The following is a 25,939-nucleotide window of genomic DNA, read 5'->3' on the forward strand; positions in this document are numbered from 1 at the left end:
CATGTTCCTGAGGGTCAACAACGTGTCCGTCGCCAGCACGATTCTGCTGAACACCGACGCCATTGCCTATATAGAACGTCGCGAGAACCTGGGGACCTGCGACTACCGCATCCATTTGCAGGACGGAAGCATCATCACGGTGTACGCGCCCGATGCGGAGCAGGTCTTTCAGGCTATAGGAGTGCGGTTGTAAGATGCCCGATCCGCGTTTGGACGCCATAAGCCGGCACTTGAGCTATCTGCTGCGGCACCATCCCGAAGCCGCCGGCCTCCATATGGACGAGCACGGCTGGGTGCGGGTGGACGAATTGGTCGCGGCCGTCGCCCAGAAGCACAGCTTCGACCAGACGACGCTTGAGAGGATCGTCGCCACCGACAAGAAGGGTCGGTATTCCTTCAACGAGGACCGTACGCTCATCCGGGCCAACCAGGGCCATTCCATTCCCGTGGATGTGGAGCTTGCATGCGTAACGCCTCCCGACCGGCTGTTCCATGGGACGGCGACGCGGTTCGCGGAATCCATCGAGCGCCAGGGCCTCCTGCCGCAGAACCGCCTGTATGTGCATCTGTCGCCCGACCCCGAAACCGCCATGGTCGTTGGCGCGCGCCACGGCAAGCCCATGGTGTACGTCGTCGACGCCAAGGCCATGTCCGCGGCGGGGCACAGGTTCTTCCTGTCCGTCAACGGGGTCTGGTTGGTGAAAACGGTTCCGCCCGAGTATTTGACGCGGATGTAGCCGGCGGGCTACAACAACGAGATGATCAGGCACAGCACGGCGAACACCGCCTGCGCAACGCCGATGACCATGACGGGTTTGTTGCCGCGGCCTGCGACTATGACGGCGATTGCGAACGCGAGCAGGATGCCCAGCAGCAGGTAGATGCTCATTTACGCCCCCTGTCCTTCGTCGGCCGGCGCAAAGGCGGCGTCTTCGCTCGGTGCGTCGAAGGTGACGACCACGGCGTAGCCCTCCACCAGCGTAGAGCTTTCGAACAGCTCGGTGATGGCCCGGACCGAATTCGCCTGCGCCTCGGCCATGAACTCATCGTTGCCCAGCACGCGTTCGGCCTGCTTCTGCTTCAGCTCGTCGGTCAGCTCCCCGAAGTCCTTCACGTTGCTGTCGTTCAGGACCGAATCCTCGTTCAGCTCCACCATGAACGAATCGCCGTCGATTTCGTTGGCGACCACCTGGATTTCGGGCAGGTAGATCGTGACGGTTTTGGTTTCGTCGTCCACGGCGAATTTGATCTGCGACACGTCGATACCCAGGCTGACCTGGCCCGAATACGTGAACACCTGACGGTCGGTGGTGAAGGGGACCTTGCGCCCGAGCACGGTCTTATAGTCTTCGTACACTTCGGCATCGGTGTAGAAATACCGCGTGGTGATCAGGTCGCTGGCCGACTCGATGCGTTCCTGCAGAGCGGCGGTCGACACGGCGAAGGCTTCGGGGGCGTCGTCGGAAAGCCCGATGTTGGCGAACATGGCTTCCAGCGCGCCGGATACGATGAGCACCGCTGCCAGGACGAAGCCCAGCAGGAACACCAAACCGGTGCCGACGATCGTCTTCCCGCCGCTTTTAGCAGGGGTTTCGTTATCCTGTGCCATGGTTGCCTCCTGTGCTGCGGAAACGGTGCGCCTACAGATGCTCGCCGGAGTACTTCACGTATGCGTCGGCATAGCCGTCGGCGTGGGCCTGGTCGCACACGGCGTTCGCCTCGGACTCCGTGGCGGTTGAGGCTGCGGCCACCACATACCAGGTTTCGGGATTGAGGTTGCTCCACTCGGAGGATACGTACAGCTTGGCGTCATAGCCTTCGGAGCGCAGCTGGTCGACGAACGCCTGCGCGTTGCCCTGGTCCTTCGAGGCCGACATCCATACGCCGTAGAAAGGTTCGCCCTCGGCGACTGCAGTGCTGCCTGCGGAGGATTCTTCCTGGGTCTCGACGGTTGCTTCTACGGCGTCGTCGCTGGTAGATGACGTGCTTGAGGCGTTCTCGGCAGGCACGCCCTCGGTTGCGGGGGCGTCCTCGCGGGTCTCTACGACGGTTGCGCCGTCAGACTTGGCTTCGGTTTCAGCCTCGGTTTCAGCCTCGGTTTCAGCCTTGGCGTCCTTGTCCTCATCGGCGGATTCTTCCTTTTCGGATTTCTTGTCCTTGGTGGCGTGGATGCTGGTGGTGGCCTTGTCGGCATCCGCGTCATCGGACGTGCTCATTACGGCGAACGCGACGCCGACGGCGATCAGCACGATGAGGACGCTGGCGATGGCGACTATGATCGGCGTTTTGCTTTTGGTCTGCGGCTGGGGTGTGGGTGCGGCTTGCACATAGGTCGGTTGCGCGCCGACCGACGTTTGCATCTGCATCGTCGTGTCCGCATTCTGAGTAACGGGCGCGCCGCATTTCGTGCAGAAGTCAAAACCGGGCTCCACCGTGGCGCCGCATTTCGTACAAAACATGATGGCTCCTTTTGTCGTGTGGAGCCATCGTACCACGTTGCCGCCGCGCTTCGCATCGCGTATGCGACCGAGTCCGAGAATCTGCCGTCCGCACGGTTTGCACGCGTCGCTGCCCGGGCTCGGGGCTGCCTGTGCGGTCTGCGCGCTTCATGGGAGGGGATGCCTCGGCTGCGTTCACATGGCTTGGCCGCCCGTGAGCAGCATCGTTTCGGCCGTGTTGGCGTCGCCCGCGAACGCATGTCCTGCGCGGGCGGGGGCAAAGCTGGGGTAGACACGGAATTCGCCCAGGTCAAGTGACAGGTCCTGGTACAGCACGACCGTTGCGAAACCGTCCAGCACAAGGTCGGCTTCGGCAAGCCGTCGGTTCAGCATGTCGCCGGCGCGCTGCTGGATGCCTTTGGGGTTGAGCCCGTAGAAGGCTTCCCAGTCGGCCTGCGAAATGGCCACGCGATACAGGTTCGGCGCCTGGCGTTTGCAATCGCCGCCCCAGCCCCGGGCCTGCGACTTGCCCGCACGAACCATGGCGCGCACGATGTCGACGGGCTGCGCGCCGCGCTTGTGCAGCAGACGGAATAACCAAGCGAACGGCCTGGTCAGCAGGTTGATCAGAACATGCATCACATTGATTGCGTCCATCAGTCCTCACTTCCTTCGGGTTCGGCGTAGGCACGTTCGGCAACGGCGGCGGGCCAACCGTCCAGGCGTATGCCGAACAGGCTGCCGGTGCCGTGGAACAGCCCCGTCGCGTTTGCCGTCTCGGGCATGCGCCATCCGCCCAAATCGGCGATCGCCATGCAGTGCCCCATGTCCGCCCACATGTGGGTCAGGTCCTCGGCTTTCGGCAGGTGCCAGTCCGTGGCCTCCACCACATTCAGCGTTGCGAAACGGAACATCTCGCGGGCGCTTCGCAACTCGGGGGCGTTCAGGCCCTGTGCACGCAGGTGGTCGATGTTGGCGTACATGAACATGCCGTCGGCGCATCGGCACGACGCCAGGTTCCAATTGTCGATCATCACGCGGACGGCTCGCGCGCGGGAGAACATCCCGGTTGCGGATCGGACGCTGCGGACGTCCCATCCGTATAGGTGCATGAGGTCCTCGTATTGGAAGAGCTCGAACATGCGGTCCATGCAAACGACTCCTGACACATCAAGTTCGCCCAGGTCAAGGGACCCTCGAATGGTGGTTTTGGAGAACATGCCCTCGCAGCCGGCGCCAGGCAGGAGCCGGATGCGGTCCAGCCCGACGATCGTGTCCAGCTTTCGCAAACCCGAGAAGAGGTACGCGCCGTGCGCCAGCACGATGTCGTCGTGGATTTCGACGGCGGTGTAGGGCCTGCCGTGCCACATGGGCAGGAAGCGGTTCGAGAAGCGGATGTCGCCATGATAGCTTCCATCGGACTGATCAGGTGCGCAGCCGATTTGCAGCACGGCGGCGTTTTTGCTCAGGACGGTTCTGTAGTGCACACGCGGCGTTGCGGTTTCCATGACGGCCCTTTCTATCGGATGATTCGTCGTGGTCATTGTCCGGCACCGGCTCCAAGCAGGTTGCGCAATGGTGTGTGTCAGTAGGGACGTTTCCTGCTGACACAATTTTGGGACAAAGGGGACAGGTCCCCCCATTCCGCTGACGCAAATGTGCCAAAAGGAAACGTCCCTACTGACACGCTCGATTTATTCGGCGGCAGTTTCGGATTCGCCTTCCGCGTACGACGCCTGCGCTGCCTCGATCAGGGCGGCGTTTTCCTCCTTGCCGGCGGCGTTCACTTCGTTCACGTCGGGATTCTTGCCAAAGACATGCGCGAAGTAATCCGTGGTCAAAACGGCGGCGCAGTAGTTGATCTTGTTGGCGACCATCGTGTTGATGCGGTCCACGTACCCGTTGTCGACCGTGACGCCGTCGTTCGGCTCGAAGGTGTCCGTAACAGCCCAATAGGTTCCCTTGTCGGTGCGCCAGTTGTAGCTCAGGTCGAAAACCAGCGGCGTGGCGTTTGAGAACACGTCGCGGCCGGGCAGCAGGCGGGAATCCCATTCGCAGCCGAACAGGTTCAGCAGCGTGGGCAGGACATCAATCGAGCTCACAGGGTCGTCCACCACGATGGGCTCCTGGTCCTCAAGGCATCCGCTCCAGATGATGAGGCGGTTATGGTCGCGGGAGAAGGTGTCTTCGACCTTGTATCCGTACAGCTCCGACAGATACTTCATGTTGCCCAGCGCCGCATCGTCGTCCAACCCGTAGGGGAAGTGGTCCGCGCTTATCACGATGACGGTGTCGTCGGCGATGCCCAGCTCTTCCAACCGCCCGATCAGGTATTCCATGGCGGCGTCAAGCTCGACATTGCAGGCCAGGTACGCCTTCACCTGGTCGCTGCAGTCCAGATCGGCCACGGCATCCCAGTTCTTCCTGACCATGTCGTTCTCTTCGGGGTCGTAGTCGCAGTGCCCGCTGACGGACATGTAATACACGTTGAACGGCGCTTCGGTTCCGTATATTTCGTCAAAGGTCCCCTGCACCATCTCCAGGTCGGATTGGGGCCACTGCTCAGTGACATAGTCCTCCATACCGTTGCCATAACCCATGTATCCGTTGTTATAACCCAGGTTGTTGTGGGTCAGGTGCCGGTCGTAGTAGGTGTAGTCGTTGTTGTGGAACGCCCATCCGTTGTATCCCTGGCGGTTGAGGGCCGATCCTATGGTGAAGTAGTTGTTGAACTCGGCCACGCCCTTGAGGGATTCGCCGCCTTCGAAGGGCAGCACGCCGAGGATGTTGCTGCATTCGCCGCCCGTGGTGCCGGCGCTTGAGGGCTGGTAGTAATCCGTAAACTGGATGCCTCTGGTCGCCATGCGGTACAGCGTGGGCGTGATGTCCTCGCGGATGGCTTCGGCCGAGAACGCTTCCGCCGAGATGAATATGAGGTTCTTACCCGCGAACAGGCCGGTCATTTCGTTCTGCGAGCTGGGCGTGAGGCCCTGCACGTATTCATCCAGCTTGACGCAGGTTTTATCCCCCTGGTCCAGGCTGTCGAAGTCGATGTCCATGACGTTGTCGTCGTAGTCCGACAAGACTGGCCCTTCGGCGTTTTCCTCCGACTCGAAGGCGATTTCCCCAGATGAGTTGACCAGCGCTTTGCCGATGGTTCGCGACAGGCCGAATTCCTGCACCGACGTGGCGAAGTTCCATTGGCTCCAATAGACGTTGCGATATGGCGACGGGATGGCGATCAGCAGCAGCGCCAGAAGGTAGGCCAGGATGCATTGGACCACGATGAGGATGCGCCCGCGGGCGGATTCCTGCGCCGGCTCGTATACGCCGAAGTGCCGAACGAGGAAATACAGGATGAGCGGCAGCAGGAACAACAGGACGTGGACCAGGCCCGACGGCGAGAACACCAGGCGAATCGCGTCGCCCATGAATCCACCGGCCACATGCCCTGCGCCTGAGGTGACGGTTTTTATGTCGAAGTAGATTTTGAACTGGCGATATACGAAATACTCGACGCCGTACAATACGCCGAGGCCGCACAAGATGACCTTCGTGACAACGGAATTCACCCTGACGCCGAAAGGCAGGGTGGTGAACAACGTCAAAAAACGGCCGAGCACGATGGCGAACAGCGCGATGTATATGACGGACGGGAAGAAGTCGCCTGCGGTGGACGCCTTGAAAACCATCTCCAGATAGAAGATGACCAGGGGCAGCATCCATCGGTCGAGCAGGTCGGTTTGGGAGTCGGCGTAAAACGAACCTAGCATGCCCAGCATGTGTCTGACCCCGGTGGGCTCGCTCAATGTCGACGACCCTGTGAGCTGCACCTGCACGGTGTCTTTGCGGGAAGGCGGCTCGCCGTGGCGCGGCGTTCTAGCGTGGCCGGCGCGGGGGTCCGATGGCGTCGCCGACGGACTTACGTCGGCGGTGTGTTCCCTCGCGCGATGGCTTCGGGCAGGAGTTTCTGTCTGTTCGTTGTTGTTCGTCATGGCTCCGAACCAAAGGGGGTGTGGTGGTACTGTGCCAAGCTGCGCTGCGAGGTTCGGGTTGAGCTGAGCTCTCGGGCGCGCCGTACGATTCGGCATTGTAGCGCATGGCGGGTGCGGTGCGGGTCCGGACGGCCGTCGTTCGTCAGGATTTCCGATTATCGATCTCGAAGGGGTTTCGAGAGGCGCATCTGTATTCGATTTGGTTTTGAGCCTGCCCGAAGGCGTGCTTGCCGCCAGTGAATTCGGGCGAAAACGAAAACGCGAGCCGCCTGAGCGACTCGCGCCAATCATTTCGATGTCGGTCGGATTAGAACTCCGCGTTACCGACGGTGCGGGGGTGGGGAAGGACGTCGCGGATGTTGCTCACGCCGGTCAGGTACATGACCATGCGCTCGAAACCGAGGCCGAAGCCGGCATGGCGGCAAGAGCCGTAACGGCGCAGGTCGCAGTAGAACTTGTACTGTTCGGGATCCATGTCCAGCTCGCGGATGCGGTTTTCGAGCACATCGAGGCGCTCTTCACGCTGGCTGCCGCCGACGATTTCGCCGATGCCGGGGACCAGGCAGTCCATGGCGGCGACGGTCTTGCCGTCATCGTTCAAGCGCATGTAGAAGGCCTTGATTTCCACGGGGTAGTCGGTCACGAACGTGGGCTTCTTGAAATGCTCTTCGGTCAGATAGCGCTCGTGCTCGGTCTGCAGGTCGATGCCCCAGGATACGGGGTAGTCGAACTTGTGGCCCTTGGCCGCGGCGTCCAGCAGGATGTCGACGGCCTCGGTGTAGGTGACGCGGATGAAGTCGGAGTTGGCCACGTGCTGCAGGCGCTCGATCAGGCCTTTGTCCACAAAGCTGTTGAACATATTCATCTCGTCCGGGCACTTCTCGAGCACCGTGTTGATGACGTGTTTGAGCATGTCCTCGGCCAGGTTCATGTCGTCGTCCAGGTCGGCGAAGGCGATCTCGGGCTCGACCATCCAGAACTCGGCGGCGTGGCGGGCGGTGTTGGAGTCCTCGGCACGGAACGTGGGGCCGAAGGTGTACACATCGCCGAAGGCCATGGCGAAGCTCTCAGCCTGGAGCTGGCCGGACACCGTCAGGTTGGTGGCCTTGCCGAAGAAGTCCTGGCTGTAGTCGACGTTGCCCTTGTCGTCCAGCGGCGGGTTGGCAGGGTCGATGGTGGTCACGCGGAACATCTCGCCGGCACCCTCGGCGTCCGACGCGGTGATGATGGGCGTATTCACGTAGACGAAGCCGCGCTCCTGGAAGAACTCGTGGAGGGCGTAGGCGGCAACGGAGCGCACGCGGAACACGGCGCGGAACAGGTTCGTGCGGGGGCGCAGGTGCTGGATGGTGCGCAGGAACTCGTTGGTGTGGCGCTTCTTCTGCAGCGGATAATCCTCGCGGGATTCACCTTCTACCTGAATGTTTGCAGCCTTCAGCTCGAAGGGCTGCTTGGCGTCGGGCGTCAGCACCACCGTGCCGGTGACGATGAGCGCGGCGGAAACACCCTGGGCGGCGATGACGTCGTACTCGGGCAGGCTTTCGCGGTCCATGACGACCTGCAGATCCTTGAAGCAGCTGCCGTCGTTGAGCGTGACGAATCCGAAGTTCTTCATATCGCGAATCGAGCGGACCCAGCCGGCGACGGTGACCTCTTGGTCTGCGTACGCCTCGGCGTTGCGGAACAGCTCGGCAATGACAATGCGATCCATGTGGTATGGCCTCCTCTGAAATTACGTGCGCGTCTATTCAATCGCAAAAAGGTTTGAAAAACAAGTTTCGTGGGAAGAAGCCACGGAAGGTTGGCAAAATAGCACAGGTCGAGGCCGTGTCAGGGGCGGCAAGCCTGTATTTTGGTTGGCTTTTCACCAATACTGTCAATTGATGTATATCGTGGGGACAACAGTGGCTTTAATCTGCGATAATGCAAAAGCTTATTAAATAGATGTAAAGGGGAACCGATGTCAGTTGAGATCCTGAACTCCGAAAAGATCATGAACGGTCAGAAAATGCGCGTGAAACTTCGTGTTTCCGCTGACGAGAAGGCCGAAATCGTACAGGAATCCTTGGAGGCGCTGGCCGAGATGGCCCGTCTGCCGAAGGACGAGAAGCTCCGTTCCGAGCTTGAGAAGCAGGTCGGTGCCGACCGTTTGGCCTCGGCTATCTCGCTGTCCGTGGCTCAGAACTGCGCCACGAAGCCCGTCAACGACTTGAAGCTGCACATCCTGTTCGATCCCGAACTGGTGGGAGAATCCATTCCCGGCGTTTTCGCCGAGGGCCCGGAGGAATTCAGCGTCGACATGGTGCTGTGCCCCGAGATGGAGCTTTCCTCCTACGAGCCCGTGCACATCAAGGTGAACTCCCTCGAAGTGACCGACGCCATGGTGGACGCCCAGGTCGCCCAGGTTCTCGAGATGGCCAGCACCTACGAGCCCACCGATGAGCCGGTGGCCGAGGGTCGCGTCATCCAGGTCGAAATGGAAACCCAGATCAACGGCAAACCGGCCACGGGCCTGTCCGGCAAGAACATGCCGCTGAACCTCGATCCCACCATGGTTCCCAAAGAGCTCATCGAGCGCGCCACCGGCATGGTCAAGGGTGAGGAGCGTGAGTTCGAATTCTCGATGCTCAATCCGCAGACCCCGGCGGCCCGTCCGGACTTGTTCCACGTCAAGCTGAAGGTGCTGGACATCCGCGAGAAGAAGACGCCCGAGCTTACCGATGAGCTGGTGGCGACGACCATCTCGCCGCTGGACGGCACGGTGGAGAAGTTCCGCGAGCATGTACGCGAGGACATGAAGGCCGAGCTTGACCGCCGCAACGAGCAGCAGACCGCCCAGCAGCTCGACTCCGAACTGGCAAAACGTCTGCAGGGCAGCATCTCTGACATGCTGCTGCAGCGCGCAGGCCAGGATGCCATGGCCAACATGCAGCAGTCCTTGGCGCAGCAGGGCATGAACATGCAGCAGTACATGCAGCAGATGGGTATGGAACAGCAGCAGTTCCAAATGATGATGATGGTTCAGGCCCGCGAATCGCTTCGCCAGGGCTTCGCGCTGGACGCGCTGGCCAGGCACCTGAAGCTGGAGCTTACCGACGAAGACATCGAGGCGGCCCTCCACCAGATGTCTCCCGGCAACGAGCAGGCCATGCGTGCGAACTTCGACAAGAACGACGCCTGGTTCTTGGTGAACGACATCGCCATGCGCATGAAAGCCCACAACTGGCTGGCCGAGAATTCCACCATCGATTAGCAGCAAAAACATCCGCGCACGTCAGAGGCCCTTCGGGGCCTCTTTTTGCGGGATGGGAAAAGGGGAAGGCCCCGCTGGATTCGATGTCCAACGGGGCCTTGCAGCGCGGTATGCGGGAAGGGCTACTCTTCGACGATGTTGTCGTAGCCTTCGGGGCCTTCCATCATGAGCTGGCGCTTCGGATGGTCGCGCGGCAGGGTGGGCTCGATGCCGTCGCCGTCGTGCTCGGGCAGGATGATGTTCAGGAGGATGCCCGCCAGCGAGCCGATAGCCAGGCCGGACAGGGACACGGTGATTTCGCCCACCGAGAAGACGATGGCGCCCGCGGCGCTGTAGGCGATGCCGATGGACAGAACCAGAATCAGGGCCGTGACCAGGACGTTACGGGTTTTCGTGAAGTCAACGTGGCTTTCGACCAGGTTGCGGATGCCGACCGAGGAGATCATGCCGTACAGGACCAGCGAAACGCCGCCGATAACGCTCGGAGGCATGGCGCCGATGACGGCTGCGAACTTCGGGCAGAAGGAGAATACGATGGCGAAGCAGGCTGCCAGGCGCACGACGCGGGGGTCGAACACGTGGGTCAGCGCCAGAACGCCGGTGTTTTCGCCGTACGTGGTGTTGGCCGGCGCGCCGAAGAGGGACGCCAGAATGGTGGCCAGGCCGTCGCCGAGCAGCGTGCGGTGCAGGCCGGGATCGGCGATGTAGTTGCGGTTCACGGTGGAGCTGATGGCGGAAATGTCGCCGATGTGCTCGATCATGGTCGCGAACGCGATGGGCATGATGGTGATGACGGCGGTCAGGGCCAGGCCGGAGTCGAAGCCCTCACCCAAGATGCCGAAAACGGTGTTGTCCCACAGGACGGGTAGGCCCACCCATTCGGCGCTCTGGACGCCGGAGAAGTCGACGATGCCGACGATGACGGCGAAGATATACGACACGATGACGCCCATGAGGATGGGGATGATACGGATCATGCCCTTGGCCCAAATGTTGCACACCACGATGGTAATGATGGCAACCAATGCGACCAGCCAATTGGTCGAGCAATTGGCGATTGCGGAGCTTGCCAGAATCAGGCCGATGGCGATGACGATGGGGCCTGTGACCACGGGCGGGAAGAAACGCATGACGCGCTTGGCGCCGAAAGCCTTAAAGGCCGCCGACAGGACCAGATACAGAAGGCCGGCGCTGGCTACGCCCAGGCAGGCATAGGGGAGCAGCTCGGGTTCGCCGTTGGGGGCGATGGCTGCATAGCCTGCGATGAACGCGAAGGAGGAACCGAGGAATGCCGGCACCTTCCGCTGGGAGAGCAGGTGGAAGAGCAGCGTGCCCAAGCCTGCGAACAGCAGCGTTGCGGAGACTGACAGGCCGGTGAGGACAGGCACCAGGATGGTGGCGCCGAACATCGCGAACATGTGCTGGAAGCCGAAAACCACCATTTTCGGCGTGCCGAGTTCGCGCGCGTCGTAAACGGCGTCGGGGGCGTCTTGGCCACCCATGGTCGGAACAGTGTTGATTGCCATACGCGGTCCTTTCAAAATAGGCCAGGCGACGAAAGTTATCGGGTTGTCGCGTCGCCACGGGGAATTATAATGTTCAAAGCTTATATGTTGTTCGGAAAGGTGTGAATATGAGCGAAGTTCACGTACTTGGCCACCCCCTGATTGCCCACAAGCTTACGCAAATGAGGGACAAGAATACCTCCTCGGCGGATTTCCGCAGGTTGCTGAAGGAAATCTCGCTGCTTATGTCATACGAGGTCACTCGTGATTTTGAGACGAAGACCGTCGCTATCGAAACCCCGGTTTGCCCTGGTGAATTTCCGCGTCTGAAGAACGACTTCTTCACCATCGTCCCCATCCTTCGTGCCGGCCTCGGCTTGGTCGACGGTCTGCTGGAGCTTCTGCCTGAAGCGCATGTGGGCCACATCGGTCTGGCTCGCGACGAGCGCACCCACGAGCCGGTGGAGTACTACTACAAGATGCCCCCGGGAGTCGAGAACTCCCTGATCATTCTCGTCGACCCCATGCTGGCTACCGGTGGAAGCGCCGTGGACGCCATCAACAACCTGAAGGCACGCGGCTGCAAGAACATCCGCATGGTCAACCTGGTGGCTGCGCCGGAAGGCATCAAGGTTATGCAGGAGCAGCACCCCGACGTGGACATCTACGTCGCTTCCATCGACGAGTACCTCAACGACGCTGCCTACATCGTGCCTGGTCTGGGAGATGCCGGCGACCGCATCTTCGGTACCATCTAAAAACGCGAACAGTCTGAAACGAAACGTCGCCTGGCCGAATCGGTCAGGCGACGTTTTTTGCTCGGCAATGGTGCGGCGGGTCTTCTACGCTTCGACGAACACAAGGGTGCCAGGGGTTGAGCGGTCCGGGTCGAAACGGTATCCGGCATCGAATCTCCGCAGGTCGTCAAGGGTGTCGACGACGTTTTCGGCACACCACCGTACAAAGCTTCCACGGGCCGCCTTGGCGTAGGTCGAGCGTTGCCGCAGCTTTCCGGCGTCGGTAATGTCGCCGAACAGGCAGGTGATTACCTGGGGGCCGTCGGGTCGGATGTGGGGCGTGACGGCCTTCGAGTATTCCACTGAGGCGATGTTGATGATGGCCCCGTTGCCCGCGCACTCTTCGGCAATCGCGTCATAAAGGGAGCTCCCCCAGAATGCGTACAGGTCTTTTGCGCCTTCGACCTGGAGTTTCGCTTGCATTTCAAGACGGTAGGGGATTACCGCGTCGAAGGGTCGCAACATGCCGTAGAATCCCGACAGGATACGTAGGTGGTCTTGGATATACTCGAGCGAATCGTCGTTCATCACGGTGGGGGCCATGTTCTGGTATTGGATGCCCTCGTAGGCCATGATCGCCGGCGTGAGCAGGCCGCATTCTCCCGTGTCCCAGCCCGTGCCGGGCTCACACGTGCGCAACCGTTCGAAGTTCTGCTGGGCTAAGGCGTCGCTGCAGTTCCAGAGTTTTTGCAGCTCGTCGAAGGTCAAGCGGTGCAGGGCTTCAGCCACAAGGCGCGTGCGATCGATGAACCGCGGCATGCCACGCCAGGCGAACATGTCGTCGACATTCATTTTCTTCGCAGGTGAGACGATAAATTTCAGATCCATGGCGGCTCCTATCTTCTATCGAGGGGTGTCCGGTCCCGGATGGTGCGCTTGGCCTGGGCGATGGCGTGACGTATGTCGTTGCGGCTCATGATGCGGCGTCCCACGTCGATGCCAAGGGTCTCTTCGACGGCATCGGTCACGTCGGTGCGGTAGTTGAACAGATACCAGTTTTCTGTCAGATGTGCGCCTTCTAGCTGGAGCAACGCGTCCGCTACCTGGGCGGCATTGTATTTCCAGCCCATGTCCAGACGAAGCATGCGCAGCGCGAAAAACGCGGTGTAGCAGATGAGGAAATGTGCACGCAGGTGATCCTGGGGATTGACGGGGGCGGGTGGAGAGATGAAGTCGGCATCGATGACCTGGAATGGCTCGTGCACGCGCCAAAGCTCGCGGTACAGGTTGAACAGGCCCCCGTTGGTGCGCCCCGTTTCGCTTGAGACGATGCAAAGGTAGCCGTCCAGATCGGTGTCGGAGCCTGTGCCGTCGGTTTGAGAAGAGCTCATGCGTTGGGCGCGGGTCTGCATGGCGAACTCGCGGCCCCAAAGCACCAGGTCCTTGATGGGCATGCGTCGGTGTTTTCCCTCGTCATCCATGTATTCGTGGCGCATCACACGGGATTTCATGCGGAAACTGCCGCTTTTCGAGGTTTCGTATCCGTCGTTGTCGGCCACCCATTGGCGAAGGCCCCTCGCGGCGGAGCCGAGGGGTTGGTACAGGATGAACCCGTTGCCGGATTCCCAGGTGAGGCGGGCTATCTCGTCGGCATCGTCCACGCGGCCCGCCACAAGCACAATCCGCTTCGCACCGATTTCACGTTTGGTCTCCTCAAGGACGGAAAGTACGCCGGCGGTGTCCAGCTGCGCATCCACGATGCGGTAGGTAATTGGCATGCCGTTGCCGTCAATGATGACACATAGTCGTTTGAGCTGGGACGATGTGGAATCTTCTGCTCGGGATGGCCGCCCGCCGCCCGCTTCGTCACCCAGAGCCGCGCTGAACACGTAGTTGCTGTAAATGAGCAGCGCCTGGTTGACAGATCCGCGTCCGCGCAGCCGGTCGAAAGCCTTGTTGATGCTTGCGACGAGCTGCATGTCGTTGCGGGCGAAGCAGGGCAGTGCGCGGTACGCGTCCGTGAAGTTTGCGGACACTTCACGGGGGAACGCGTCGATGGACTCCCAGGTCTCGTGCTTCGGGACGGCATGCAGCATTCGCGCGCAGGCCAGGACCTCGAACACGGTTCCCGGGTCGGCAAGCCCCTGAGACCCTGAAACGCCGTCGAAAAATGTGTGCGCCCCCAACGCTTCTATATATGATGCGGCGATGCCTGCGCCAAGATGCACTCCCTCGTTCTGGCCGGGTTCGATCTGCGCATTGCGCGAAAAGGAGAGGGAAACGGGTGCATCCTCGCTTCGGGCCTCCTCGTTCAGCTTTGCCACGTACTCCTGGAAATGCGCTATAGGGTCGTCGTACCGGTCGGCGAACGCATCCGCGTACCCGATGGTCTCGATGGTCTTGGTGCGCGTTTTGCCGCCTTCGCGATAGTTCTGGACCACTGAAAGGTACACGCGGCCGTTGCGCTTGATCTGCTTGAGGTGCATGGATTGCTCCTTCATGTGTCGTTTCGAGACAGTATACCGAGCCAGAACCTGCTTGTGAACCCCGCTGAACCCCGCAAACATAACTAGGCAAATATGCATCACGGTACGGAATTGACCTGCGAAAACGCCGATGCGCAAATATATCAGAGCTGCCTATACAAGCTGCTGCGCAGTCTTGATGTACTGCAAACGTACAATGGCCTCGCATCCCATCGGATGCCGTCTCGACTGTGCGCGGGACGTTCGGTGCAAGGAAGAGAAAGGGCAGTGGCAATGGCAGAGAACCAGACCCGCATGACCTATCGCGAGAAGCTGTTGCAGGCCAATCGCGAGGCGAAGGCAACGGTGGTCGCGCTGTGCGTGACGATCGTCGCTTGGATTGTGCTGGGCTTCGGCCTGGCGGGCACGGGCATCGAGATTGCCCATACGCCCATTTGGGTGATCGGCGGCACCATCGGCACGTGGATCGTGTCGCTGATCTGCTGCGTCGTATTGGCGAAGGTCGTCTTCAAGGATTTCGACCTGGACGATGAGGAGGCCGAAGATGAGCGCTAACATCGCAGGCATCCTGCCCGTCCTCCTGTTCTTGGCGTTTGCGATGGTGGTGGCCATCGTCGTCCGTCGCCGCGCTGCCAAGCAGGCGGAACAGGGATTCGTGAAGGAATACTTCATCGGCAACCGCGGTCTGGGCGCCTTCGTCCTGGCCATGACCACCATCGCGACGTACGGTTCCGTCAGCTCGTTCGTGGGCGGCCCGGGCCAGGCTTGGAACATCGGCTGGGGCTGGGTTTATATGGCTGCCGTCCAGGTCACGACGCTGTTCTTGCTGTATGGCATCATGGGCAAGAAGATGGCCCTGGTTTCCCGCAAGACGGGCGCCGTCACGGTCATCGACGTCATCCGCGAGCGTTACCAATCCGACGCGCTGGCCATCATTGCAGCCGTCATCATGGTGCTGTTCTTCGCAACCACGATGATCGCCCAGTTCGTAGGCGGAGCAAAGCTGTTCGAATACGTGACCGGCTACTCCTACAATATCGGCCTGATCATCTTCGGCGTGGCCTGCATCCTGTTCACCACCATCGGCGGCTTCCGCGGCGTGGCCGTTACCGACGCCTTGTGCGGCATCGCCATGCTCGTGGGTATCGCCGTGCTGGCGGGCGGCATCCTGAATGCAGGCGGCGGCTACGAGGCCGTCATGACCACCATCGCTACCAACCATCCCGAGATGATGGAACCCCTGTCTGGCGGTAACATGCCCTACGGCCTGTACTTCACCCAGTGGCTGCTGGTGGGCATCTTCACCTTCTGCCTGCCGCAGTCCGTTGTCCGTACCATGGGTTATAAGGATACGAAGAGCCTGCACAACGCCATGATCTGGGGCACCGTGATCCTCGGCGCTATGATGATCGGCGTTACCTCGCTGGGCGTGCTGAGCGCCGGCGTTCTGACAGACACCGTCGAAGCCTACGGCGGCAGCATCGACAACATCATCCCGCAGGCTATCGTGCAGACGCTTCCCTCGTGGCTGGCCGGAGTGGCCATCATCGGCCCTATCGCCGCTTCCATCTCCACGGTCAGCTCGCTGCTGATCGCCTCCAGCTCGGCCATCATCAAGGACATCTGGCTGCATCATTGCGAAGCGAAGGGCGCTCTTCCCGAGGACAAGCTGGTCCGCAACTCCAGCCAGGCCATCACCCTTTTGCTCGGTGCCATCGTGTTCATCCTGTCTATCGTCCCGCCCGAGGTCATCTGGAAAATCAACATGTTCGCTTTCGGCGGTCTGGAAACGGCGTTCTGCTGGGTTCTGGTGGGCGGTCTGTTCTGGAAGCGTGCGAACAAGTACGGCGCCATCCTTTCCATGGCGGGCGGTGTGCTGGTCTACTGCCTGGCCATGTACTTCGGATTCAAGATCGGCGGTTTGCATCAGATTACCATCGGCATCACCGTGTCGTTCATCCTGATGATCATCGGTTCGCTTGCCACCAAGGCCGACGATCCGAAGCGTTTGGAGATGTTCTTCCCCAGCAAGTAGCCAAGCCTGCTCGCTTAGAAATCTCGACTTACAGCGGCCGCGATTGTTCGTGGTCGCTTTCGCTTTGAGTGTGGCATTCCGACGGATCGCAATACCGCAGCTTGTGCAACATTCGTGAGGGAGCAGGGGGTTCTTCCAACAAAACGCGAGCTGTGCTATCATACGCAGGCTGTCTCGTCTTGGTCGGAAACCAAGACATGAAAAGGAGAAACCATCATGAAAGAGGGCATCCATCCCGAATATGTCGAGTGCCAGGTTCGCTGCACCTGCGGCAACACCTTCATCACTCGCTCCACCAAGCGCGAACTTCGCGTCGACATCTGCAACGAGTGCCATCCGTTCTTCACCGGCACCCAGAAGCTGATTGACACCGGCGGACGCGTCCAGCGCTTCGCTGACAAGTTTGGTGGCGCCGCTGCCGCCGTCGCCGAGCGCGAGGCCGCCAAGAAGGCTGCGAAGGCTGCTGCCGTCGCTGAGGCCGAGGCCAAGAAGAAGGCTGAGCGCGAAGCCAAGGCTGCTGCCAAGGCTGCCCGTGCCGCCGAATTCGCCAAGAAGGCTGAGGCTGAAGCCGCTAAGGCCGCTGCCGCCGCCGAGGCCGCCGCTGCTGAGGCTCCTGCCGAAGAGGCCGCTGAGGAAGCTGCTGCTGAATAAGCGCGCCATCCTTACTAAGGCAAGACGAAGCGCCTGCTCCTGCGAGCGGGCGCTTTTCTTTTTCTTTCTTTTTCGAAACGTTGAACATTTCCGCTTGACAGGCGGACGCTAAAAGCGTACAAATGTTCTTGTGAATAGATATGGTTGGTGTACCTAACTCGCACGAGGACAGCCTTTACTGACGAAAGGGCTGCCCCATGTCTCCTTAAACTCTTTCTTTCAATTCGCATATCGAAACGTAACGCTGCATCCGTTGCGGAGTCGGTATATCCGACGAATCTCCCTGCCATGTCCAATTGAAGTTGAAAGGATCTGCACCATGTCATGCGAAATCACCCATGCCTTGCCCCTGAACGACCGAATCTTTTTAGCCCGGTTTTCTGACGGGGAGGTGCTCAAATATAACGTATCATCCCTGTTTGCAATTTGGCCGTTGTTCGCCAAGGTGGTCGATGACGAGGCGTCTGTCCAGGTCAAGGCAGTGGATTGCGGATTTGGCGTGGGGTGGCATGTGGGTGGCTTCGATTTCGAAATCAAGTCAGACGCCGTGCGTACATATGGCGAGCCTATTCGCGTCGTCGCGAAGCCAAGGAAGTCCCACTTGGCATTTGATCAGCAAAAAACGCATGTGCCTCTGGCGACATGCGGATAGGCTCCTGCACGGCTTTGACGTGTGCTTTTTTCAAAAGGATATATTGACGGTCATAATTGGTCCATCGTTGCGGTATACTTCCCGTTTGTGCCGCTCAGGCGGCATGTGCGTTGACGAAGATTGCTTCCTCGCATCCGTTTTGCCAACAGAGAGGGTTCCTCGGCTGAAAGAACCTGGCAGAACGCGGGGCGGCGTTTCCCTTCCGAGCAGCACGGCTGAACGCGGGATGCCTCTCGGGGCATGGATGCCAAGTAGGTCGAGCCGGGCGCTCCCGTTACAGGGCAGTTGAGCGGGCGAATCCGTTCGGGGCACAGGGTATCCTGGCTTCTGGCGAATTCGTCAACCGAGGTGGTACCGCGAGAGCCTCTCTCGTCCTTGGACTTGACCGTTTTAGGTCGTCTAAGGCGGGAGAGGCTCTTTTTATATTGGTGAACGATGCGGCGCATAAGCGTCGCTACAACGAAGAAAGGTGCAGGTCATGGCATTGATCGATGAGCTATCGCAGCTCAGGGCCGAGACGCTTGCGGCCATTGAGAGCGCGGCTGACACCGCAGCGCTCGATCAGGTCCGTATCGGCGTTCTGGGCAAGAAGGGCACGCTTACGAGCTACCTTCGCAGCATGGGCCAGGTTGCCAAAGAAGAGCGCGCTGTCGTCGGCAAGACCGTCAACGAAGTGCGTCAGACCATCGAGGCTGCTCTGGATGAGCACAAGGCGATTCTTGAGCGCAGCGAGCTTCTGGCCAAAATGGATTCCGAGGCCGTGGACATCACGCTGCCCGGCCGCGTCCAGCAGATGGGTACGCGCCATCTGATCAACGGCATCATCGACGAGGTTTCTGAAATCTTCCTCGGCATGGGCTATTCCGTCGTTACCGGTCCTGAAGCCGAGACCGACTACTACAACTTCGAGGCCTTGAACGCCCCGGCAGACCATCCGTCCCGCGGCATGCAGGATACCTTCTATCTGGTCGATCGCTCTGGCGACGTCTCCCGTGTTCGCGGCGAGTCCGGCATCCTGCTGCGCTCCCAGACGTCGGGCGTGCAGGTGCATACCATGGAGGACCAGAAACCGCCTATCTACATCATCGCCCCTGGTAAGGTGTACCGTCGCGACGTTGCTGACCCGAGTCACCTTCCGCAGTTCCATCAAATCGAAGGCCTGGTCGTGGACAAGGGCATCACCTTCGGCGACTTGAAGGGTACGCTCGAGTACTTCACCAAGGCCGTCTTCGGCGAAGACCGCAAGACCCGCTTCCGCGCGCACTATTTCCCGTTCACCGAGCCTTCCGCCGAGGCTGACGTTAGCTGTGGCGTATGCGGCGGCACAGGGCACCTGCATAATGGCGAACGTTGCCGTATGTGCAAGGGCACGGGCTGGCTTGAGATCCTCGGCTGCGGCATGGTCGACCCGAACGTCTACGGATTCGTGGACATCGATCCCGAAGTGTATTCGGGCTTCGCATTCGGTATCGGCGTTGAGCGCATCGCCTGCCTCAAATACAACGTCCCCGACCTGCGTATGCTGCTCGACGGCGACATGCGTTTCCTGCGTCAGTTCTAGGAAGGGGTCTGAATAATGAAAATTTCCATGAAATGGCTTGCCGACTACGTGCAGGTGCCTGATGAAATCAAAGCGTTTTGCGACCAGCTGGATCTGACCGGCACGGGCGTTGAGGAGGTCGACCGCTTGGGCGACACCTTCGACCACATCGTGACCGCGCAGGTCGTGTCCAAGGAGCCGCATCCGGACTCCGACCACATGTTCGTCTGCCAGGTGGACGTGGGTCAGGCCGAGCCGATTCAGGTCGTGTGTGGCGCACAGAACTTCAACCAGGGCGACCACATTATCACGGCGCTCGTGGGTGCTGAACTGCCTGGTGGCATCAAGATCAAGAAATCCAAGCTCCGCGGCGTCACGTCCAACGGCATGAACTGCTCTGCCCGTGAACTCGGTTTGGGCAACGACCATTCCGGCATCATGATTCTGCCTGAGGATGCCCCCATCGGCATGCCCGCTGCCGACTATCTGGGAATCGGCGACACGGTTCTTGATCTGGAAATCACGCCGAACCGTCCTGACAGCCTGTCAGTGGTCGGTTTCGCCCGCGAAGTCGGTGCCATGTACGACATCGACATTACGCTGCCCAGCCGCGAGCTGACGGAGACCGACGAGCTTACGTCGGACGCCGTCGCCGTTCAGATCCCCGATCCGGAATTGTGTCCGCGCTACACGGCTCGTCTTATTCGCAACGTCAAGGTGGGCCCGTCTCCCGATTGGTTGGTCGAGCGACTGGCGGCCATTGGGCAGCGTTCCATCAACAACATCGTGGACGTGACCAACTACGTGCTCTTCGAGTTGGGCCAGCCGCTGCACACCTTCGACTTCGATACGTTGGACGTTGAGAACGGTAAGGCGACCATCATCGTGCGTGCTGCCGAAGAGGGCGAGAAAATCACCACACTGGATGGCGCCGAGCGTGAGCTCACCAGCGACATGACGGTCATTTCCACGCCGAAGCGCGCCGTTGCGTTGGCCGGCGTCATGGGCGGCATCGACTCCGAGGTGACCGAAGGCACGACGAACGTCCTTCTGGAAGCCGCAACCTTCAATCAGGCGCATACGAGTCGCACCAGCCGCAACCTCGGCCTGATCAGCGAGTCCTCCATCCGCTACGAGCGCCGCGTCGACGATCATGACATCGACTGGCGTAGCGATTACGCCGCAGCGCTTATCGCCGAAGTTTCAGGCGGCACGGTGTGCAAGGGCATCGTCGACGAATGGCCTGCCGGTGACACTCCCGCTCGCGAACTGCCGCTGCGTGTGAAGCGTTGCCAGCAGATGCTGGGCGACGACGTGCCTGTCGAATTCATGAAGAGCCGCCTGACGCGTCTGGGTTGCACGGTCGCCGACACTGAAGACCCCGACGTTCTGTCGGTAACCGTCCCGACCTACCGTCCCGACCTTGAGCGCGAGATTGACCTGTACGAAGAAGTCCTGCGTCTGTATGGCATGGACCGCATCCCTTCGACGCTGCCTGCTGGCCGCGGTCGCGTGGGTGTTCTTACCCCGCAGCAGCTCATCGATGCGAAGCTGCATCGCACGCTTTCCGCAAGCGGCATGAACGAGACCATGACCTATTCCTTCGCCCATGTGGACGATCTCGAAAACCTGCGCATGAAGGAAGACGGCCTGGGCGATCCTGTGGAGCTCATCAATCCGATGAATGCAGAGCAGGCCCATATGCGCCGCACCATTATCCCCGGCCTGCTTCGCAGCATCGCCTACAACCAGAGCCGTGGCGTCAACAATATCCAGCTGTACGAAATCGGCACGGTCTTCGCCGCTCACGAGGGTTCCAAGAAGCCCAAGGAGCGTCGCAAGCTGGCTGGCGTTCTGGCTGGGTCCATGGGCGTCAAGGGTTGGAACACCGACCCGGCACCCTTCGACTTCTTCGACGGCAAGGGCGTTCTGGAAAGTATCGCCCGTGAGCTCGCACTGCCAAAGGTGACGTTCCGCGCGTTGAGCGCCGAAGATGCTCCGCATCTGCAGCCCGGCCGCGCAGCCCGCATGCTTTCCGGCGGCGACGAGATTGGCTGGATTGGCGAAATCCATCCTCTGGCCGCCGACGCCTTCGACGCAAAGGCGCCTATCGTCGCCTTCGAACTGGATATGAATGCTCTTGAGCGCAATGCCCGTCCTGCCCGCGACTACGTCGATGTGCCCCAGTTCCCTGAGGTCGCCCGCGACGCAGCTTTCGTGGTGGACGAAACCGTCACTAACGAGAAACTGATGCAGTGCATGAAGTCTGCCGGCGGCAAGCTGCTCGAGGAAGTTCGCCTGTTCGATGTCTACCGTTCCGATAAACATCTTGGGGCAGGCAAGAAATCCATGGCCTACTCGCTGACTTACCGTGCGGCAGACCGCACGTTGACCAGCGAGGAAGTGGACAAGGCCCACAACAAGCTTATCGACAAGACCTGCCGCGCTACCGGCGCCGAGGTTCGCGGATAACAACCGCCATTCGGCAAAGCCCGAAAAGGAAGGTCCTCCGCGGTACAAAACTGCGGAGGGCCTTTTCGGTGTGGCCAGCATAATTCAGCCACAAGAACAGCATGCAAAGTAGTTGCTGCAGAGCATGTTCCCAGAGGCTATGTCTTGAACGGGGGCATGTTGGCCGTTCAGGGAATCGGGCAGAGGAACTCCGAAAGGCGAAGGGGCCGTCGGTGGGGATTGCGCGCTATGGGGACGATGAAGGACGGAATCAAGGGGAACGGTCCAGCCGAGGCGTTGTCGCTGCTGGCTGCACTGGCGTAGAACGCCTGCCATTCGGCATTCGCTTACGACGTTTGCGTGGGACCGCCCCAGGCCCGCAGGGGGCCCGGGGCTTGACGCCTGCCTCATCTACATTGTAGAATCAGCGGTGGGTTTTGGTCCTAGCGGTGCGTCTTTCCGCTAGGCCTTTTTCGTTTGCGCGTCAGGATCCGCGCCGACAGGAGCCGGAGCAGCCAGAGCACGCATCCGGCCGCCACGTTCGCGGCGGCCGCTACGAAGAAGTCCCTCACGGGTCATCACCTCCCTCCGGGAGCAACCGAAGGGCAGGACTCAAAACGTCCAAGGGCATCACCCCTTCCGAAGAAGGTCGGGCTAAGTCCCACATGGCGGACTATAGCCTATCTTTCCTGGCGAAAACCTTGGCGGAGCCTGAACTGAGCCTGAATTCCGCCTGAACCCATGAAAGCACCTGTTCAGACGCCGCATCGCCCGCCCTTACGGAAGGCTTCGCCCGGGCGCCCCATGACCATTCCACAATTTGCAGGCAATGCGGTAGCATCCGGCTGGATTAACGCCGGGGATGCGGTCGATTCGGCATTTTATCGACGAAGGGCTGTTACCACAGATCGGAAAGCTGGGTGAGGGTGATGCGTTTTTCCACGAGCTCAGCCAGCGGATCAAGGTAGCGTTTCTCGTCGCTACCGAGTGCGGCGTATGCCAGTTCGATGACCTTGTCGGCGATGTCCGACACCGGCATGCCGTACGCCTGCGCGTCGTAGCCGAGCCTCATGAGCTGCGTCTTGGCATCTTCGACAAGAGCCTCGTCAAGAACGTCGCAGAGCATGTCGTCCAAAGCGTTCAGGGATGATTCGGAGTAGAACAGGCCCTTGACCAATCCGGCGTATGCAACCACATAAGGTGTGGGCATCGAGTCTGCGGGACGGATTTCAAGATAGGTTTTCAGACGTGTGTCTGGCCATTGCATGGACAGCGCATGCTCCACGTCGGGGCGTTCCATGGGCACTTCGGCATAGATTTCGCCGAACGTGCGCGTGTCGTAACGGAAACCGCCTTCGCCATTGGGAGCAACGATCGCCGGCACGCCCAGGACGTATTCGGCGTATTTGCGGAAGCTGAAATCTTCGGCCAACGAACCAGGCACCGTATTGCAACGGACAGGATCAAGGTGGCGCCAGATTTCAGTGCGCATCATGTAATGGGGCGCCTTCTTCCCCTCAAATACCGGGGTATTGTCGCAGATGAGAGCGAAGATTGGGGCAAGTACGTTCGAAAGCCGGAGCTTGCGGACGGCATCCGCTTCGCTGGTGAAGTCAATGGAAATCTGCGTCGAGGCGCTGCCGCGCATCATGCGAGGGCCATACGGCGAAATGGTTGAGAGGTAGCGGTTCATGAAGTCGTAGCGGGCCTTGGGAATGAGCTCTTTATCAACCGCTTTCATACTGGTGTCGTATCCGTAAGTCAGCATGCGGCATCCGTGCGGTTCGATTATCTGGGCAACGTCGTTATCGAACTGTACAAAGGCCTGCTCGACCTCGTCGAGGCGAACGAAGGGGCCCGCAGACAGCTCGATTTGCGCAGCAGGCTCGATTGTGACGTTCATCTTGGGGCGTGCCAGGCCGAGAATATGAATGCCGTCCTTTGTGACCTGGGGGTATGTAGCGCTGAGAGCTTCAAGGACGTCGGCCACGCCATTGGGCTGGCTGTACGTCAAAGGCTGCCCGTCGGCATCGACGATGGTGTGCTCTACTTCGACGCCGAGCGTTTCGGCCTGTTTCTTGATTCCGCTTTCGAACAGGCTCACGAGCGCCTGGATGTTCTGCTCGCGTGCGGGCTGATCGGCATAGAGTGCTTGGGTGTTCGGGTGGCGTTCCACGTAGGCCTCCTTGGAAGCATACTTGATATTTCGTATTTCCAATCCAGTATACTAGAGTGCCCAAACCTTGTGAATGCACGGGGTGCACACTGAAACCATCGTGTTATGCATCAACATTCTGATTCATGACTAAGAATGTTATTTTATGCAAAAATCGGTTAGAATATGCAAACTAATAGTTAGTTTTTTCCTACAGTCAACCAACGTAGGCATGCTAGGCACTCCCGAGCAGTCGGCCGCCGTGCTGTGCAAAAGGCTATAATGGCGGAGCCAAACAATGATCAGCCCAGGTGCCCATCCGGTCCATTGTTTGGCGACGATCCCGATCGGATGGGCGCCTGGGCGGATGGGATACCGCCATGTCCACCCGTACGAACCCGTTCGCGAAGCGGGTCAACGCCCTCGATGAGGGCGATTTCGCGCTCTTGCAAGAGGCCGTCGAGACGAGAAGGTGCCGCGAGTCCGTCGGCGTCGGAGATTACGACGAGGCTGCCGACGAGTGGAGGCCCCGGCCCCCGTGCCCGAGATGCGGTTCCGGCGAGACCGTCGGCCGAGGCCGCACGGGTGCCGGCCGCAGGTTCTGGGAATGCCGCGACTGCGGTCGCAAGTACACGTCGTTGGCCGGCACGATATTCGAATCCTCGAAGAAGCCCCTGTCCGCATGGGTCCTCTTCATCCGCCTCATGTGCTACAACGTGCAGCTCGACGCTGCGGCGGAGCTCTGCGGGATGTCGCACCAGACGGCCTGGGAGTGGCGCCACCGGGTCATGAGCACGATAGACGGCTACCAGGACCGCATCGTCCTGCGGGACAAGGTCTGGATAGACGAGATGTACGTCACGGACTCCGACCTGAAGGGAGGCCCGGGCTGGAGGCCGAAGAGGGGCCTGAGCAAGGACAAGGTCTGCATAGCGGTCGCGATCGACGTCCACAAGAACGTGGTCGCCGTGCGCTGCGGCCACGGCAAGCCCTCGGCCAGGCGCATCAAGGACGCGCTGCAGGCCAGCATCGCCGAGGGCTCCGAGATCTTCCACGACATGGAGAAGTCCCACAAGTCGCTGGTGAAGGCCGTGAAGGGCGTCGACCGGCCCTACAAGGCCGACACGAAGGACCCGGAGTACCTCGAGAAGATGGCGATGGTGAACAACCTGTGCTCCTGGATCAGGCGCTACCTGCACGGCTACGTCGGCATGGACGTCAAGAACCTGCAGTCATATCTGAACTGGTACGCGTACCTGTTCAGGGTCAAGCGGGCCGAGGAGAAATGGCCCAAAGTGGAAAGGGTGCTCCGCCATTTGTTCATGGCCGACGCCACTTTCCGCAGCTCGCGCAAGCGCGGTCACGCCTACGTTGGTTGACTGTAGGGTAGTTTTTAGATAATACTACCAATTGTTTGCATTTTGCTGTATGTTTTATACTTGCATATAATACTCGGCTGATCGAGCATTCCGTTTTCGTGCATATTCAGAGGAGTGGACATGACAAAACGCGTGGTTCGTCATGATGTTATCCGCGAAATCATTCGGCGCGGCAACTATAAAACCCAACGTGACCTGGCAGAACAGCTTCGTCTTGAAGGCTACGATTGCACGCAGGCAACGGTTTCGCGCGACATCAAGGTCATGGGCGTTGCCAAGTCGCGAGACGGCTATTACGTGCTTCCGGAGGATATGCAGCTGAAACGCATGGTTGGCGAACTGGTCGAATCCGTCGAAGCCGTCGACAATTGGCTGGTTATAAAGACGCCGTCCGGCATTGCCTCCGGCGTGACGGTCGCGCTCGACGACGCCCAGCTTCAGGGCGTGGTCGGAACCATCGCCGGCGACAACACCATTTTCGTGATGACCCGCTCCACCCTCGACGCCGAGCACATCGCCGACATCATTCGCAAGCTCCAGAACAACAGGGATTAGCGACAGCCGCGTTCGTTCCGAAAGAAAACCGAAGCCGCCATACGAATGGCGGCTTCTTGCTTTTCAGGTTCGTTCGCGTTACGCCTCGTTAACCGAAACGTGTTTTT

The 25,939-nt window shown here is 60.1% G+C and carries 23 protein-coding genes; 12 read left to right on the forward strand and 11 right to left on the reverse strand.

Annotated features, from left to right (window positions below; genetic code table 11):
* The first annotated feature begins 1 nt into the window (after position 1).
* Together SHEL_RS02205 and SHEL_RS02210 are read left to right on the forward strand one after the other, a co-directional pair.
* A complete protein-coding gene (locus SHEL_RS02205) occupies positions 2–193 on the forward strand; it encodes a hypothetical protein (protein WP_012797616.1) in 192 nt (63 codons plus the stop codon).
* A gap of 1 nt (position 194) precedes the next feature.
* Entirely contained in the window at positions 195–737 is a 543-nt protein-coding gene (locus SHEL_RS02210; RefSeq protein WP_012797617.1) for an RNA 2'-phosphotransferase, read from the forward strand.
* An 8-nt stretch (positions 738–745) separates the two neighbouring features.
* Here the strand turns inward: SHEL_RS02210 and SHEL_RS15210 are convergent, their stop codons facing one another.
* From SHEL_RS15210 to asnS, 7 genes are all read right to left on the reverse strand, one after another.
* The gene (locus SHEL_RS15210; protein ID WP_012797618.1) at positions 746–889 is read right to left on the reverse strand and encodes a hypothetical protein; all 144 of its coding nucleotides are present in this window, start codon (positions 887–889) and stop codon (positions 746–748) included.
* Complete coding sequence (locus SHEL_RS02215) at positions 890–1,609, reverse strand: DUF4230 domain-containing protein (protein ID WP_012797619.1); 720 nt, start codon at positions 1,607–1,609, stop codon at positions 890–892.
* Positions 1,610–1,640: 31 nt separating this feature from the next.
* The gene (locus SHEL_RS02220; protein WP_012797620.1) at positions 1,641–2,459 is read right to left on the reverse strand and encodes an SPOR domain-containing protein; all 819 of its coding nucleotides are present in this window, start codon (positions 2,457–2,459) and stop codon (positions 1,641–1,643) included.
* Between the two features lie 174 nt (positions 2,460–2,633).
* On the reverse strand, positions 2,634–3,095 hold the full coding sequence (locus SHEL_RS02225) for a DUF3662 domain-containing protein (RefSeq protein WP_012797621.1): 462 nt from the start codon (positions 3,093–3,095) through the stop codon (positions 2,634–2,636).
* Positions 3,095–3,946 carry a BspA family leucine-rich repeat surface protein gene (locus tag SHEL_RS02230; RefSeq protein WP_012797622.1) on the reverse strand — a complete coding sequence of 284 codons (852 nt, stop codon included), beginning with the start codon at positions 3,944–3,946 and terminating at the stop codon, positions 3,095–3,097. Before SHEL_RS02230 ends, SHEL_RS02225 begins: the two co-directional genes overlap by 1 nt.
* A 186-nt stretch (positions 3,947–4,132) precedes the next feature.
* On the reverse strand, positions 4,133–6,220 hold the full coding sequence (locus SHEL_RS14170) for an LTA synthase family protein (RefSeq protein WP_012797623.1): 2,088 nt from the start codon (positions 6,218–6,220) through the stop codon (positions 4,133–4,135).
* A 520-nt stretch (positions 6,221–6,740) separates the two neighbouring features.
* Positions 6,741–8,144, reverse strand: a complete 1,404-nt coding sequence (gene asnS / locus SHEL_RS02240) for an asparagine--tRNA ligase (protein ID WP_012797624.1) — start codon at positions 8,142–8,144, stop codon at positions 6,741–6,743.
* A 249-nt stretch (positions 8,145–8,393) separates the two neighbouring features.
* Here asnS and SHEL_RS02245 point away from each other — a divergent pair, with 249 nt between their 5' ends.
* Entirely contained in the window at positions 8,394–9,686 is a 1,293-nt protein-coding gene (locus SHEL_RS02245) for a trigger factor (RefSeq protein WP_012797625.1), read from the forward strand.
* A 122-nt stretch (positions 9,687–9,808) separates the two neighbouring features.
* On the opposite strand, the gene SHEL_RS02250 is transcribed toward SHEL_RS02245, so the two are convergent.
* Entirely contained in the window at positions 9,809–11,212 is a 1,404-nt protein-coding gene (locus SHEL_RS02250; RefSeq protein WP_012797626.1) for a uracil-xanthine permease family protein, read from the reverse strand.
* A 107-nt stretch (positions 11,213–11,319) separates the two neighbouring features.
* Between SHEL_RS02250 and upp the strand changes: the two genes are divergently transcribed.
* Positions 11,320–11,949, forward strand: a complete 630-nt coding sequence (upp, locus tag SHEL_RS02255) for a uracil phosphoribosyltransferase (RefSeq protein WP_012797627.1) — start codon at positions 11,320–11,322, stop codon at positions 11,947–11,949.
* Positions 11,950–12,033: 84 nt separating this feature from the next.
* On the opposite strand, the gene yaaA is transcribed toward upp, so the two are convergent.
* On the reverse strand, positions 12,034–12,816 hold the full coding sequence (gene yaaA / locus SHEL_RS02260; protein ID WP_012797628.1) for a peroxide stress protein YaaA: 783 nt from the start codon (positions 12,814–12,816) through the stop codon (positions 12,034–12,036).
* Positions 12,817–12,824: 8 nt separating this feature from the next.
* Positions 12,825–14,414, reverse strand: coding sequence for a hypothetical protein (locus SHEL_RS02265; protein WP_041422463.1), 1,590 nt, complete (start codon positions 14,412–14,414; stop codon positions 12,825–12,827).
* 273 nt (positions 14,415–14,687) lie between these two features.
* Between SHEL_RS02265 and SHEL_RS02270 the strand changes: the two genes are divergently transcribed.
* The 6 genes from SHEL_RS02270 to pheT all read left to right on the forward strand — a co-directional run bounded on the left by SHEL_RS02270 (position 14,688) and on the right by pheT (position 21,764).
* Positions 14,688–14,969 carry a YhdT family protein gene (locus SHEL_RS02270; RefSeq protein ID WP_012797630.1) on the forward strand — a complete coding sequence of 94 codons (282 nt, stop codon included), beginning with the start codon at positions 14,688–14,690 and terminating at the stop codon, positions 14,967–14,969.
* Positions 14,959–16,449: a sodium/pantothenate symporter gene (panF, locus tag SHEL_RS02275; protein WP_012797631.1), complete on the forward strand. Its 1,491-nt coding sequence runs from the start codon at positions 14,959–14,961 to the stop codon at positions 16,447–16,449. The genes SHEL_RS02270 and panF overlap by 11 nt, the downstream gene beginning before the upstream one ends.
* Positions 16,450–16,665: 216 nt before the next feature.
* Positions 16,666–17,100, forward strand: a complete 435-nt coding sequence (gene rpmE / locus SHEL_RS02280; RefSeq protein ID WP_012797632.1) for a 50S ribosomal protein L31 — start codon at positions 16,666–16,668, stop codon at positions 17,098–17,100.
* A gap of 319 nt (positions 17,101–17,419) precedes the next feature.
* Complete coding sequence (locus tag SHEL_RS02285; protein ID WP_012797633.1) at positions 17,420–17,752, forward strand: hypothetical protein; 333 nt, start codon at positions 17,420–17,422, stop codon at positions 17,750–17,752.
* A 478-nt stretch (positions 17,753–18,230) separates the two neighbouring features.
* Complete coding sequence (gene pheS, locus SHEL_RS02290; RefSeq protein WP_012797634.1) at positions 18,231–19,313, forward strand: phenylalanine--tRNA ligase subunit alpha; 1,083 nt, start codon at positions 18,231–18,233, stop codon at positions 19,311–19,313.
* A gap of 15 nt (positions 19,314–19,328) precedes the next feature.
* Positions 19,329–21,764 carry a phenylalanine--tRNA ligase subunit beta gene (pheT, locus tag SHEL_RS02295; RefSeq protein ID WP_012797635.1) on the forward strand — a complete coding sequence of 812 codons (2,436 nt, stop codon included), beginning with the start codon at positions 19,329–19,331 and terminating at the stop codon, positions 21,762–21,764.
* An 877-nt stretch (positions 21,765–22,641) separates the two neighbouring features.
* On the opposite strand, the gene SHEL_RS02300 is transcribed toward pheT, so the two are convergent.
* Positions 22,642–23,919 carry a glutamate-cysteine ligase family protein gene (locus SHEL_RS02300; RefSeq protein WP_012797638.1) on the reverse strand — a complete coding sequence of 426 codons (1,278 nt, stop codon included), beginning with the start codon at positions 23,917–23,919 and terminating at the stop codon, positions 22,642–22,644.
* 359 nt (positions 23,920–24,278) lie between these two features.
* Between SHEL_RS02300 and SHEL_RS02305 the strand changes: the two genes are divergently transcribed.
* Positions 24,279–25,277, forward strand: coding sequence for an IS1595 family transposase (locus SHEL_RS02305; protein WP_012797493.1), 999 nt, complete (start codon positions 24,279–24,281; stop codon positions 25,275–25,277).
* 120 nt (positions 25,278–25,397) lie between these two features.
* Positions 25,398–25,832: an arginine repressor gene (locus SHEL_RS02310; RefSeq protein ID WP_012797639.1), complete on the forward strand. Its 435-nt coding sequence runs from the start codon at positions 25,398–25,400 to the stop codon at positions 25,830–25,832.
* Positions 25,833–25,939 lie beyond the last annotated feature (107 nt).

This window comes from Slackia heliotrinireducens DSM 20476, from assembly GCF_000023885.1.
Taxonomy (GTDB): Bacteria; Actinomycetota; Coriobacteriia; order Coriobacteriales; family Eggerthellaceae; genus Slackia; species Slackia heliotrinireducens.